The 12,534-nt window shown below is 65.1% G+C and carries 12 protein-coding genes; 9 read left to right on the top strand and 3 right to left on the bottom strand.

What is annotated here, in order from left to right:
• Positions 1–107: 107 nt before the first annotated feature.
• Complete coding sequence (locus PWP93_RS14805; protein ID WP_421024827.1) at positions 108–884, bottom strand: enoyl-CoA hydratase; 777 nt, start codon at positions 882–884, stop codon at positions 108–110.
• A 137-nt stretch (positions 885–1,021) separates the two neighbouring features.
• Here PWP93_RS14805 and paaN point away from each other — a divergent pair, with 137 nt between their 5' ends.
• The 5 genes from paaN (at position 1,022) to paaK (ending at position 6,788) form a co-directional block, all read left to right on the top strand.
• On the top strand, positions 1,022–2,722 hold the full coding sequence (paaN, locus tag PWP93_RS14800; protein WP_421044959.1) for a phenylacetic acid degradation protein PaaN: 1,701 nt from the start codon (positions 1,022–1,024) through the stop codon (positions 2,720–2,722).
• Between the two features lie 97 nt (positions 2,723–2,819).
• Entirely contained in the window at positions 2,820–4,022 is a 1,203-nt protein-coding gene (pcaF, locus tag PWP93_RS14795; RefSeq protein ID WP_421044958.1) for a 3-oxoadipyl-CoA thiolase, read from the top strand.
• 133 nt (positions 4,023–4,155) lie between these two features.
• Complete coding sequence (paaG, locus tag PWP93_RS14790) at positions 4,156–4,947, top strand: 2-(1,2-epoxy-1,2-dihydrophenyl)acetyl-CoA isomerase PaaG (protein ID WP_421044957.1); 792 nt, start codon at positions 4,156–4,158, stop codon at positions 4,945–4,947.
• 1 nt (position 4,948) lies between these two features.
• Complete coding sequence (gene paaI / locus PWP93_RS14785) at positions 4,949–5,422, top strand: hydroxyphenylacetyl-CoA thioesterase PaaI (RefSeq protein WP_421044956.1); 474 nt, start codon at positions 4,949–4,951, stop codon at positions 5,420–5,422.
• 67 nt (positions 5,423–5,489) lie between these two features.
• Positions 5,490–6,788, top strand: coding sequence for a phenylacetate--CoA ligase PaaK (gene paaK / locus PWP93_RS14780; RefSeq protein ID WP_421044955.1), 1,299 nt, complete (start codon positions 5,490–5,492; stop codon positions 6,786–6,788).
• Positions 6,789–6,896: 108 nt separating this feature from the next.
• On the opposite strand, the gene PWP93_RS14775 is transcribed toward paaK, so the two are convergent.
• Positions 6,897–8,096 (bottom strand): murein transglycosylase A, encoded by a 1,200-nt coding sequence (locus PWP93_RS14775; protein WP_421024833.1) that lies wholly within the window; start codon positions 8,094–8,096, stop codon positions 6,897–6,899.
• 118 nt (positions 8,097–8,214) lie between these two features.
• On the opposite strand from PWP93_RS14775, the gene PWP93_RS14770 reads away from it, so the two are divergent.
• Positions 8,215–8,352 carry a hypothetical protein gene (locus PWP93_RS14770; protein WP_035531736.1) on the top strand — a complete coding sequence of 46 codons (138 nt, stop codon included), beginning with the start codon at positions 8,215–8,217 and terminating at the stop codon, positions 8,350–8,352.
• Between the two features lie 43 nt (positions 8,353–8,395).
• On the opposite strand, the gene apaG is transcribed toward PWP93_RS14770, so the two are convergent.
• Positions 8,396–8,770 carry a Co2+/Mg2+ efflux protein ApaG gene (gene apaG, locus PWP93_RS14765; RefSeq protein WP_213299269.1) on the bottom strand — a complete coding sequence of 125 codons (375 nt, stop codon included), beginning with the start codon at positions 8,768–8,770 and terminating at the stop codon, positions 8,396–8,398.
• A gap of 336 nt (positions 8,771–9,106) precedes the next feature.
• Between apaG and rpe the strand changes: the two genes are divergently transcribed.
• The 3 genes from rpe (at position 9,107) to trpE (ending at position 12,532) form a co-directional block, all read left to right on the top strand.
• Positions 9,107–9,802, top strand: coding sequence for a ribulose-phosphate 3-epimerase (gene rpe, locus PWP93_RS14760; RefSeq protein WP_421024834.1), 696 nt, complete (start codon positions 9,107–9,109; stop codon positions 9,800–9,802).
• Positions 9,799–10,509, top strand: a complete 711-nt coding sequence (locus tag PWP93_RS14755) for a phosphoglycolate phosphatase (protein ID WP_421044954.1) — start codon at positions 9,799–9,801, stop codon at positions 10,507–10,509. The genes rpe and PWP93_RS14755 overlap by 4 nt, the downstream gene beginning before the upstream one ends.
• Positions 10,510–11,038: 529 nt before the next feature.
• Positions 11,039–12,532, top strand: coding sequence for an anthranilate synthase component I (trpE, locus tag PWP93_RS14750; RefSeq protein WP_421044953.1), 1,494 nt, complete (start codon positions 11,039–11,041; stop codon positions 12,530–12,532).
• Positions 12,533–12,534: the final 2 nt, after the last annotated feature.

Genomic DNA, 12,534 nt, shown 5'->3' with positions numbered 1-12,534 from the left:
GCCCAAGGCCGCTCCGCAAGAGGCGGGCGAAAATTTCCCCCGCCGCCAACGACCGCCGCTGGCTCGCAGCCAATGACAGTCACCAGATCGTGAGTTACTTGTGTGACTTACTTGTTCGTGAACACGGGCTTGCGCTTTTCCACGAAGGCCGCCATCCCTTCCTTCTGATCCTCGGTCGCAAAAAGCGAGTGGAACATGCGGCGCTCGAAGTGCACCCCCTCCGCGAGCGTGGTTTCGTACGCACGATTCACCGCCTCCTTGACCATCATGACGGCAGGCAGCGAGTACTCGCTAATGGTAGCGGCTGCAGCGAGCGCCTCGTTCAGGAGGTCCGCTGCAGGAATCACACGAGACACCAACCCCGCACGCTCAGCTTCCGCTGCATCCATCATGCGGGCGGTCAGGCACAAATCCATCGCTTTGGCCTTCGATACCGCACGCGGTAGACGTTGCGTACCGCCCGCGCCAGGAATCACGCCCAACTTGATTTCAGGCTGCCCAAACTTTGCAGTGTCCGCCGCAAAGATGATGTCGCACATCATCGCCAATTCACAGCCACCGCCCAGTGCAAAGCCTGCAACAGCCGCAATGACCGGCTTGCGGATCGAGCGGATCGTCTCCCAATTGCGCGTAATGTAATCGCCCTTGTAGACATCCATGAAGCTGTAGCTCGCCATCATGCCGATGTCAGCCCCCGCCGCGAACGCCTTCTCGCTGCCGGTAATGACGATTGCGCCAACCCCCTCATCGGCGTCGAACGCCTTGAGCGCTGCGCCGACTTCGTCCATCAACGCATCGTTCAGTGCGTTGAGCGCCTTCGGGCGGTTCAATGTGATCAGGCCGACTTTGCCGCGCGTTTCGACCAGGATGTTTTCGTACCCCATACGCCCTCCTTCCATCAAAGAAAAGTCCCTAAAAATTTTTTCACGCCGAAGTTTGACTAATGCTAACATTCGCCAACCAACCGGTCGGTCAATTAATTGGCACGGACCTCCTCCAACCTCTCAATCAACGTTGCGCCATGACACATCCGTTGTTCGCCAAGCACGAAGCCGTGCTGCAAAAAGCGCTTGCCGCCATCGAGACGCGCGGCTACTGGAGTCCGTTCGCCGAAATGCCGAGCCCCAAAGTGTACGGGGAATCTGCCGCCGCAGACGGAGAAGCCGCATTCAAGGCTCATCTCAATCGCACCTTCGAACTCGACCAACCGGGCACCGGTGAAACCGTGGGCAGCGAGACCTCGCCGTTCGGTTTCGCGCTTGGCGCCCGTTACCCGAAGTCGACGCCCGATCAACTGATCGCAGCCGCACAAAAGGCGCAGCGCGACTGGCGCGCCGCCGGCCCTCAGGCATGGGCGGGCGTGAGCCTCGAAATTCTGGATCGCCTGAACCGCGCGAGCTTCGAAATCGCCTTCAGCGTGATGCACACGACTGGCCAGGCGTTCATGATGGCCTTCCAGGCGGGCGGCCCGCATGCTCAGGACCGCGCGCTCGAAGCCGTTACCTACGCCTGGGACCAGTTGCGCCGCATTCCCGCCGACGCGCACTGGGAAAAGCCGCAAGGCAAGAACCCGCCGCTGGCGATGCAAAAGCGCTTTACCGTCGTGCCGCGCGGCACCGGTCTCGTGCTCGGCTGCTGCACGTTCCCAACCTGGAACGGCTATCCTGGTCTGTTCGCCGATCTGGCGACGGGCAATACGGTGATCGTCAAGCCGCATCCGGGTGCGATCCTGCCGCTTGCCGTCACCGTGCGCATCGCGCGCGAAGTGCTGCGCGAAGCCGGTTTCGATCCGAACGTGGTCACGCTGCTCGCAACCGATCCCAACGACGGCGCGCTCGTTCAACAACTCGCCCTGCGCCCCGAAATCAAGCTGATCGACTTCACCGGCAGCACGCAGAACGGCGACTGGCTCGAACAGCACGCGCACCAGGCGCAGGTTTACACCGAAAAGGCCGGTGTGAACCAGATCGTGATCGATTCCGTGACCGACCTGAAGGCCGCCGCGCGCAACATTGCGTTCTCGCTCTCGCTCTATTCGGGCCAGATGTGCACGGCGCCGCAGAACATCTATGTGCCGCGCACCGGCATTCAGACCGCCGAAGGCCACCTGAGCTTCGAAACCGTCGCACAGGCGATCGCGGGCGCCGTGCAGAAGTTCGTGGCCGATCCCGCCCGCGCCGTGGAAGTGCTCGGCGCCATCCAGAACGAAGGGGTCACGGCGCGCATCGACGAAGCGCGCAAGCTGGGCACCGTGCTCGCCGACAGCCAGACGCTCGAGCACCCGCAATTCGCCGGCGCGCGCGTACGCACGCCGCTCGTGCTCGCGCTCGACGCCGCGCGCGACGCCGCCTCGTTCACGCGCGAATGGTTCGGCCCGATCTCGTTCGTGATCGCCACCGATTCGACCGCGCAATCGCTCGAACTGGCCGGCACGACCGCACGCGACCATGGCGCGCTCACGCTCTCGGTGTACAGCACCGATGACGCCGTGATCGAAGCCGCCCACGAAGCCGCGATCACCGGCGGCGTGGCGCTCTCGATCAACCTGACGGGCGGCGTGTTCGTAAATCAATCCGCGGCTTTCTCGGATTTTCACGGCACCGGCGCAAACCCGGCCGCGAACGCGGCACTGGCCGACGCCGCATTCGTGGCGAACCGTTTCCGAGTGGTTCAAAGCCGCGTCCATGTTGAACCGAAAGCGGCTCCGGTTGCAGTCGGCTAAACGACTTATGCGGTTTGGCCGAATAGCGCCTCACTCCCCGTCCCTCTAGCATGCAAGGCATGAGCGCACTTCCACGCTCATGCCGCAGGAATCCAAGATGACCGAAGCCTATATCTGCGACGCGATTCGCACTCCGTTTGGCCGCTACGGCGGCGCCCTGAAAGACGTACGCGCCGACGACCTCGCCGCCGTACCCATTCGCGCGCTAGTCGAGCGCAATCCCGGCGTGGACTGGAACGCCATCGACGACGTGCTTTACGGCTGCGCCAACCAGGCCGGCGAAGACAACCGCAATGTCGCCCGCATGGCCGCGCTGCTCGCGGGCCTGCCTACGGATGTGCCCGGCGGCACGCTCAACCGCCTGTGCGGCTCGGGCCTCGACGCAGTCGGCAGCGCGGCGCGCGCCATCAAGGCCGGAGAAGCGCGGCTGATGATCGCGGGCGGCGTGGAAAGCATGACGCGCGCGCCGTTCGTAATGGGCAAGGCCGCATCGGCCTTCTCGCGCGATGCCGCCATCTACGACACCACCATCGGCTGGCGTTTCGTGAACAAGCTGATGAAGCAGCAATATGGCATCGATTCGATGCCAGAAACGGCGGAAAATGTCGTGGTCGAGTTCAACATCAGCCGCGCCGATCAGGACGCATTCGCGCTGCGCAGTCAGCAGAAAGCCGCTCGGGCGCAGAAAGACGGCACGCTCGCGCAGGAAATCGTCGCCGTCGAGATCGCGCAGAAGAAAGGCGATCCGGTGCGCGTGACGCTCGACGAGCATCCGCGCGAAACATCGCTCGAAGCGCTCGGCAAGCTCAAGGGCGTGGTGAAACCCGACGGCACGGTCACGGCCGGCAACGCATCGGGCGTCAACGACGGCGCCTGCGCCCTGCTGCTCGCAAATGAAGAAGCCGCAAACCAGTACGGTCTGCGCCGTCGCGCGCGCGTGCTCGGCATGGCGACGGCCGGCGTCGCGCCGCGCATCATGGGCTTCGGCCCCGCGCCCGCCACGCAAAAGCTGCTCAAGCAACTGGGCATGACGCTCGACCAGTTCGACGTGATCGAACTCAACGAAGCATTCGCGTCGCAAGGCCTCGCAGTGCTGCGCGCGCTCGGCGTCGCCGACGACGATCCACGCGTGAACCCGAACGGCGGTGCGATTGCGCTGGGCCATCCGCTCGGCGCTTCGGGTGCGCGGCTCGTCACAACTGCGCTGCATCAACTTGAACGCACCCAGGGGCGCTACGCGCTTTGCACGATGTGCATCGGCGTTGGCCAGGGCATTGCACTGGCGATCGAGCGCGTCTGAGCAGCGCGCTGAAAGCCAGCGCAGCCACCCGCCGGGCAACGCGCGCGGCGGCCCGAGTTGAGAAGGAGCCAGCTTGGCGTGGGACCAGAGTAAGGCGCTAAAGCGCCAACTCTGGTCGACAAGGAGACAACCAATGCCCTACGAAGCAATCCGCGTCGAAATCGACACATCCACGCGCGTGGCCACGATCACGCTGAACCGACCGGACAAGCTCAACAGCTTCACTCGCGCCATGCACCGCGAACTCGCGGCGGCGCTCGACGAAGTCACCGCCGCCGGCGCGCGCGCGCTCGTGCTGACCGGCGCGGGCCGCGGCTTCTGCGCAGGCCAGGATCTCGCCGACCTCGATTTCACGCCAGGCGCGATGACCGACCTCGGCGCGCTCATCGAAGAACATTTCAACCCGTTGATAAGGCGCATCCAGACACTGCCGATGCCCGTCATTGCGGCCGTCAACGGCACCGCCGCCGGCGCGGGCGCGAATCTCGCATTCGCTTGCGATCTCGTGCTCGCCGCGCGCTCCGCCAGCTTCATTCAGGCGTTCGTGAAGATCGGCCTCGTGCCCGACTCGGGCGGCACGTGGTTCCTGCCCAAACGCGTGGGCATGGCGCGCGCGCTCGGCCTCGCCATGACGGGCGACAAGCTCAGCGCCGAAAAGGCCGAAAACTGGGGCCTCGCCTGGCAAGTGACGGACGACACCGAACTCGCAGCGACCGCCGCGGCGCTTGCCGCGCATCTCGCGAAGCAGCCCACGCGCGCCGTCGTCGCCACCCGCGAAGCGTTGCGCGCTTCGGCCACGAACACGCTCGATGCGCAACTCGATCTCGAGCGCGATCTGCAGCGCGAACTGGGCGCGTCGCATGACTACGCCGAGGGCGTGCAAGCCTTCATCGAGAAACGCGCGCCGCGCTTCGAGGGTCGTTGACATGAATGCATCGACATCCCCGCAAACCGCTGCGCTCGCCGACATGACGCCCGACGAACTCGCCCGCGCCACCGCGCAAGCCATGTACGCGGCCGACCGCTGCAGCCGGGCGCTCGGCATGGAACTGCTCGAAGTGCGCGCGGGCTACGCACGCTTGCGCATGGCCGTGCGTCCCGAGTTCCTCAATGGCCATGAGATCTGTCACGGCGGCCTGATCTTCACGCTCGCGGACTCGACCTTCGCGTTCGCCTGCAATACCTACAACGTGAACACCGTCGCCGCGGGTTGCTCGATCGAGTTCCTGCGCCCGGTCCAACCCGACGACGTGCTCACCGCCGAAGCCGTCGAGCAGCTGCTTTCCGGGCGCAACGGCATTTACGACATCCGCGTAACGAACCGCGCAGGCGAAACCGTCGCCATGTTCAGAGGCAAGTCCGCCCAGATTCGCGGCAACGTGATTCCCGCCGCCGGGTAACACAGCGCGCCTGTATCTGCACAAACGCACGAACCGAATTCCATTTGCGAAGTTTGAGGAGACATCGATGACTACCCCGCTGCCGCTCGAGCCCATTGAAACGGCCAGCCGCGACGAACTCGCGGCGCTTCAGCTCGAACGGCTGAAATGGTCGCTCAACCACGCGTACGAGCATTCGCCCGTGTACCGGAGCAAGTTCGACGAAGCCGGCGTGCATCCGTCCGACCTGAAGTCGCTCGCCGACCTCGCGCGCTTCCCGTTCACGACCAAGAAGGACTTGCGCGACAGCTATCCGTTCGGGATGTTCGCTGTGCCGCAGGACCAGATCTCGCGCATTCATGCGTCGTCGGGCACGACCGGCAAGCCGACCGTCGTGGCCTACACGGCGCGCGACATCGACACCTGGGCCAACCTGGTCGCGCGCTCGGTGCGCGCGGCAGGCGCGCGGCGCGGCGACAAGGTGCATATCAGCTATGGCTACGGCCTCTTCACGGGCGGTCTCGGCGCACACTACGGCGCGGAGCGCGCAGGACTCACGGTGATTCCGTTCGGCGGCGGCCAGACCGAAAAGCAGGTCCAGCTGATTCAGGACTTCCGCCCTGACATCATCATGGTCACGCCGAGCTACATGCTCGCCATCGCCGACGAAATGGAGCGGCAAGGCATCGATCCGGCCACATGCTCGCTGCGCATCGGCATTTTTGGCGCGGAACCATGGACCAACGACATGCGCGCCGCCATCGAACAGCGCATGGGCATCACGGCCGTCGACATCTACGGTCTGTCCGAGGTGATGGGACCCGGCGTGGCCTCCGAGTGCGCGGAGACCAAGGACGGCCCGACGATCTGGGAAGATCACTTTTACCCCGAGATCATCGACCCCGATACCGGCGAAGTACTGCCCGACGGCGAGTTCGGCGAACTGGTCTTCACTTCGCTCACGAAAGAGGCGCTGCCCATCATCCGCTATCGCACGCGCGACCTCACGCGACTGTTGCCAGGCACGGCGCGCACCATGCGCCGCATGGAAAAGATCACGGGCCGCTCGGACGACATGCTCATCATCCGCGGCGTAAACGTGTTCCCGACGCAAATCGAGGAACTGCTGCTCAAGCAGCATGCGCTGGCGCCGCACTATCAGATCGTTCTGACCAAGGAAGGTCCGATGGACGTGATGACGCTCAATTGCGAGCCGTGCCCCGAAACCGCACCCGACTATGGCGCGCTCGACGCTGCGAGCAAGCAGCTTGCGTACGACATCAAATCGCTGATCGGCGTGACCGCGAAGGTGAATGTGCTGGAAGTGAACGGCATCGAGCGCTCCGTTGGCAAGGCCAGGCGCGTGATCGACAAGCGGCCGAAGTAAGCAGCCGAAACAGGCCGCCCCCAGGCAGGGAAACGAAAAAGCCGGCGTCTGCTCAGATCGCCGGCTTTTTCACGTTTGTGCTTCGTGCGGGATGCTTACGGGTTCGGCCTACGAGTTCGGGAACAGCAGCCACATGCGGCCGTCCTGCTTCATCTTGCCGGCCAGATCGCCGGCATCGTCGCCAAGGCCCCAGAAGTAGTCGGCGCGCACGCCGCCCTTGATGGCCGTGCCGGTATCCTGCGCGAACACGAGCCGGTTGAGCGGCGTGTTCGTGAGCGGGCGGGTAGTCTGCAGAAAGACCGGCGTGCCGAGGGGGATCGACGCCGGGTCGACCGCAATCGAGCGCTCCGGCGTGAGCGGCACGCCCAGCGCGCCAATCGGGCCGTCGGCGCCGCCGTGCGGCGCGCCTTCGTTGGACGGCATTTCGCGGAAGAACACGAAGCGCGGGTTGGTGTCGAGCAGCGCGTCCACGCGCGTCGGGTTCGCGCGCGCCCACGCCTTGATGCCCTGCATGGTAGCCTGCGCGGGCGTGAGCTCGCCGCGATCGAGCAGCCAGCGGCCGATCGACTTGTAGGGCTGATTGTTGGTGCCGCCAAAGCCCACGCGCATCACACTGCCATCTTCCATGACGATGCGACCCGACCCTTGCACCTGCAGGAAGAACGCTTCGATGGGATCGTCGACCCAGACGAGCTCGTTGCCGTTGAGAATGCCCGTGCGCTCCAGTTGCGCGCGCGCCGGCAGCGCGGCGCCCGCGCGATAGCCGGCGGGCCAGCGATACAGCGCCGTCTGATAGACGCCGTGGCGCGTGCGCGAACCGTGCAGCAACGGCTCGTAGTAGCCGGTCACCAGGCCGTCGAGCGTGCCGTCGTTGTTGGCGAATTGATAGGGTGTGAAGTACGTTTCGAAGAACAGGCGGGCACTGGCGGCGTCGAGATCGTCCAGCTGCGAGGCCGCCGCACAGGCGCGCTGCCAGCGCGGCTCACGCCCGAGGCGCGTGCAGTTCTGGCGCAGCGCTGCCGCGGCGCCGATCAACGAATCGTCCTGCCAGCCCGGCACCTGCTGCCAGGCCACCGCCGTGAGGCGCGCGGCCGCGATCTGCCCGGGCAGCGTCGGCGTGCCCTTGGGCGCCGTGGTGCTCACGTAGCTCGGACCGCCGCACGCCGCGAGCAGCGCAGCGAGAGAAAGCGCACCCAGCCAGCCGCAAAACCGGCCACCGGATCGCACCTCGAGCCGAGTCGCCCCGCCTTTCACACGAATCGCGAAAAAACGGCGGGCCCGTTCGCGTGCGGCCGTTAATCCCGACATCACGCCAGACCGGCGCGCCGATTCTGGCGCACAATCTGACGCTAACGCGGACGCTCTGCCAAGAGCCCGTTCGAGTCTCGCCTGCCGCCTACAATCATTGCTTTCGATGGATGCCACCATGTCAGATCTGCTCGACGAATACCCGATGCTCATATTTGGGCTGGAGGCGCTGCTCGCGCTATTCCTGTTGATTTTCATCGTAATGTGGACCGCATCGGGCAGAAAGAAGCGCGCCCCGCACGATTCGCGGGACTAGCCGATACGGATAACGGGTTACGGATAACGGTTCAAGGAGAGGTTCAGTGCAGCGTGCGCGGCATGCGCAGGATGAACTCGGACACGGGCGCTTCGAAGCGCTCGCCGTCCTCCGCCACGCAGAAGTAATCCCCGCGCATGGTGCCCACCGGCGTCGCAATCACCGCCCAGCTCGTGTATTCGAAGTGCTCGCCCGGCTTCAGCAGCGGCTGATGCCCGACGACGCCGAGCCCCTTCACTTCCTGCACCTGATTTTCACTGTCGGTGATGACCCAGTGCCGCGCGATGAGTTGTGCGCTCACCTGTCCGGTATTGCGTATGGTCAGCGTGTACGCGAAGGCATATTGCCGGCGCTCCGGGTCCGACTCTTCGGGCAGATAGCGCACCTGCGAGGTCACGCTGAATTCGTACTGGCTCATCCTTGTTCCAGGTGCCGGGCCGCGTGGGCCGGTATTACGGTCGTCGGCCGTGCGCAGCGCGCATTGCCATCGTTGTGAAAGCGCCCTCGGCGCCTCCGGGCGAGGGTCCCGTCAAGCGGGCCCTATGGAGGTGCATTCTGCTTGATGCAGGCAGCACCCGCAACCCGCTACGCGCCGCACGGGCCACCGCCCGCGCCGCGAGGCCCGCCTTGGCCGGACGGCCAACGAGGCGGCCAGCGGCAAGGGAAACGCCATGAAAACTACGCGCGCTGCGACCAACGGCCCCTGTGCCTGACGGTAAAATACGGTTTTTCCGCCAGTTTTCCGATTGCCGCCATGACGCAATTCCGCATCGCCCCCAGCATCCTCTCCGCCGACTTCGCGCGTCTTGGCGAGGAAGTCCGCAACGTCGTCGAAGCCGGCGCCGACTGGATCCACTTCGACGTAATGGACAACCATTACGTGCCGAACCTCACCATCGGCCCGCTCGTGTGCGAGGCGATCCGTCCGCACGTGAACGTGCCCATCGACGTGCATCTGATGGTGCGCCCGGTCGACCGCATCGTGCCCGACTTCGCCAAGGCCGGGGCGAACCTGATCAGCTTCCATCCGGAAGGCTCGGACCACATCGACCGCACGCTTTCGCTGATCCGCGACCATGGCTGCAAGGCCGGCCTCGTGTTCAACCCGGCCACGCCGCTGAACTACCTCGATCACGTGATGGACAAGCTCGACCTCATCCTCATCATGTCGGTGAACCCGGGCTTCGGCGGCCAGTCGTTCATTCCCGAGGCGCTCAACAAGCTGCGCGAGGCGCGCGCGAAAATCGACGCCTATACCGCGCGCACGGGCCGCGAGATTCATCTCGAAGTCGACGGCGGCGTGAAAGTCGAGAACATCGCCGAAATCGCGGCGGCGGGCGCGGATGCGTTCGTGGCCGGCTCGGCGATCTTCGGCAAGCCCGATTACAAGGCCGTGATCGACCAGATGCGCGCGCAGCTTGCAAGCGTGAGCGCCGGCAACGCGCAATGAACGCGCCGACGATCCACTTCAAGGCGCCGCGCATCGAAGCGGCGCTGATCGACCTCGACGGCACCATGGTCGACACCGCCGACGACTTCGCGGCGGGCCTGAACGGCATGCTCGCGCAACTCGATGCCGAGGAAACCACGCGCGAGGAAGTGATGGGCTACGTGGGCAAGGGCTCGGAGCATCTGATCCGCAGCGTGCTCGCGCCGCGCTTTCATGCCGACCACGTCGAAGCGCGCTTCGACGAGGCGCTCGCGCTCTACCAGGACGAGTACGCAAAGATCAACGGCCGCCACACGCGGCTCTATCCGGACGTGGAAGCGGGTCTTGCCGCGCTGCGCGACGCGGGCATCAAGCTCGCGTGCGTGACCAACAAGCCGCACCGCTTCGCCGTGGAGCTGCTCGAGCAATACGGCCTCGCGCAGTACTTCGAGGTCGTGCTGGGCGGCGACAGCCTGCCCAGGAAAAAGCCCGATCCGCTGCCCATGTTCACGGCGTGCGAGCGTCTGAGCGTGGCGCCCCAGACGGCGGTCGCCATCGGCGATTCGGAGAACGATGCGCTTGCGGGCCGCGCGGCGGGCATGGCCACGCTCACGGTGCCGTACGGCTACAACCACGGCCAGCCTGTACAAAAAATTGAGTCGGATGGTATAGTTGCCTCGCTGCTCGACGCCGCCAGGGCTGTCGCGGCACACAATCTTCTGACCTGAGTCCAGTACTTACAGTCACCTTACCCTCATGTTTCTGAATAAAAAACGGAGTCTGAGCAGCATCGACCGGGGAGCCTGGCCCTGGCGTCGCTGGTCGCGCTAACCTCCCTCGAGGTTCGCTGAAGTCGCGCGCAAGCGTTTTCTTCAGCTCCGTTTTTTACTTCGCTGCGCGTTTCGCGCGTGTCTCGACTCTAAACTGTTGCAGTAGCCCGTCGGCTGGTCCAGTCGTGGTCTTTTGCTGTCCTTGCGTGTGGTTTCGTCATCCCGAGTCGCACCCGACTTGTCCCCGACGCAACCCGCCTGCCAGGGCACGCTAACGCCTACGTCCGCCCCGTCGCCGCAATGCTGCAACCGGCCTGGCAAGCGTTTTAGCGATGCCCGGCAGCATCAGCAACAAGCGAGCCACTAACGAGCGCCAGCGCAATCGAGCACTCAAAACAGACGCCATCGCGCACACGCCGCGCCCCTTTTTGAGCCGCACTGGGCCCGCACCCGAAGCCGCGACCGGCAGCACGCACAGGATCGGAACATGACCGAACTCGAATTTCAGTCCCTCGCCAACGAGGGCTACAACCGCATCCCGCTGATCGCCGAAGCGCTGGCCGATCTCGAAACGCCGCTCTCGCTGTATCTGAAGCTCGCGCAGCCCGAGCGCGGCGGCGCCAACTCGTTCCTGCTGGAATCCGTGGTGGGCGGCGAGCGCTTCGAGCGCTACTCGTTCATCGGTCTGCCCGCGCGCTCGCTGATCCGCACCCGCAACGGCGTCTCGGAAGTCGTGCGCGACGGCCAGGTGACCGAGACGCACGACGGCGACCCGCTCGAATTCATCGCGCAATACCAGGCGCGCTTCAAGGTCGCGCAGCGCCCCGGCCTGCCGCGCTTCTGCGGCGGCCTCGCGGGCTACTTCGGCTACGACGCGGTGCGCTACATCGAGAAGAAGCTCGCCGAGACCTGCCCGCCCGACGACCTCGGCTTGCCCGACATCCAGTTGCTGCTGACCGAGGAAGTCGCCGTCATCGACAATCTCGCGGGCAAGCTCTATCTGATCGTCTACGCCGATCCGCAAACGCCCGAGGCCTACACGAAGGCCAAGCACCGCCTGCGCGAGCTCAAGCAGCGCCTGCGCACGACCGTGCAGCCGCCCGTGACTTCGGCAAGCGTGCGCACCGAGACGTATCGCGAGTTCAAGAAGGACGACTACCTCGCCGCCGTGCGCAAGGCGAAGGAATACATCGCCGCGGGCGAGCTGATGCAGGTGCAGGTGGGCCAGCGCATCAGCAAGCCGTATCGCGACAATCCGCTTTCGCTTTATCGCGCGCTGCGCTCGCTGAACCCGTCGCCGTACATGTACTACTACAACTTCGGCGACTTCCACGTGGTGGGCGCCTCGCCGGAGATTCTGGTGCGTCAGGAGCAGCGCGGCGAAGACCGCATCGTGACGATCCGTCCGCTCGCGGGCACGCGGCCGCGCGGCAACACGCCCGAGCGCGATGCGGAGCTCGCGACCGAGCTGCTCAACGATCCGAAGGAGATCGCCGAGCACGTCATGCTGATCGACCTCGCGCGCAACGACGTGGGCCGCATCGCCGAGATCGGCTCGGTGGCCGTGACCGACAAGATGGTCATCGAAAAATACTCGCACGTGCAGCACATCGTGAGTTCGGTGGAGGGCAAGCTCAAGCCCGGGATGAACAACTTCGACGTGCTGCGCGCGACCTTCCCGGCCGGCACGCTCTCGGGCGCGCCCAAGGTGCGCGCGATGGAGCTCATCGACGAACTTGAGCCGGTGAAGCGCGGTCTCTACGGCGGCGCGGTTGGCTATCTCTCGTTCAACGGCGAGATGGATCTCGCGATTGCGATCCGCACCGGCCTCATCCACAACGGCAATCTGTATGTGCAGGCCGCGGCGGGCGTAGTCGCCGATTCGGTGCCCGAGTCCGAATGGCAGGAAACCGAAAACAAGGCGCGCGCCGTGCTGCGCGCCGCCGAGCAGGTGCAGGACGGCCTCGACAGCGACTTCTGAGC

This window comes from Paraburkholderia sp. A1RI-2L (assembly GCF_048957375.1).
In the GTDB taxonomy this organism is placed as follows: Bacteria; Pseudomonadota; Gammaproteobacteria; order Burkholderiales; family Burkholderiaceae; genus Paraburkholderia.
Note: the sequence above shows the minus strand (reverse complement) of the source record. Positions and strands in the feature narration are given on the sequence as shown.

Bases quoted from the DNA above. Each gene is read 5' to 3' on its own strand.
- paaG (WP_421044957.1), top strand. From the start codon at position 4,156: ATGCCCTACGAAGCAATCCGCGTCGAAATCGACACATCCACGCGCGTG.
- trpE (WP_421044953.1), top strand. From the start codon at position 11,039: ATGACCGAACTCGAATTTCAGTCCCTCGCCAACGAGGGCTACAACCGC.
- pcaF (WP_421044958.1), top strand. From the start codon at position 2,820: ATGACCGAAGCCTATATCTGCGACGCGATTCGCACTCCGTTTGGCCGC.
- PWP93_RS14775 (WP_421024833.1), bottom strand. From the start codon at position 8,096: ATGTCGGGATTAACGGCCGCACGCGAACGGGCCCGCCGTTTTTTCGCG.
- paaI (WP_421044956.1), top strand. From the start codon at position 4,949: ATGAATGCATCGACATCCCCGCAAACCGCTGCGCTCGCCGACATGACG.
- paaN (WP_421044959.1), top strand. From the start codon at position 1,022: ATGACACATCCGTTGTTCGCCAAGCACGAAGCCGTGCTGCAAAAAGCG.
- rpe (WP_421024834.1), top strand. From the start codon at position 9,107: ATGACGCAATTCCGCATCGCCCCCAGCATCCTCTCCGCCGACTTCGCG.
- apaG (WP_213299269.1), bottom strand. From the start codon at position 8,770: ATGAGCCAGTACGAATTCAGCGTGACCTCGCAGGTGCGCTATCTGCCC.
- PWP93_RS14770 (WP_035531736.1), top strand. From the start codon at position 8,215: ATGTCAGATCTGCTCGACGAATACCCGATGCTCATATTTGGGCTGGAG.
- PWP93_RS14755 (WP_421044954.1), top strand. From the start codon at position 9,799: ATGAACGCGCCGACGATCCACTTCAAGGCGCCGCGCATCGAAGCGGCG.
- paaK (WP_421044955.1), top strand. From the start codon at position 5,490: ATGACTACCCCGCTGCCGCTCGAGCCCATTGAAACGGCCAGCCGCGAC.
- PWP93_RS14805 (WP_421024827.1), bottom strand. From the start codon at position 884: ATGGGGTACGAAAACATCCTGGTCGAAACGCGCGGCAAAGTCGGCCTG.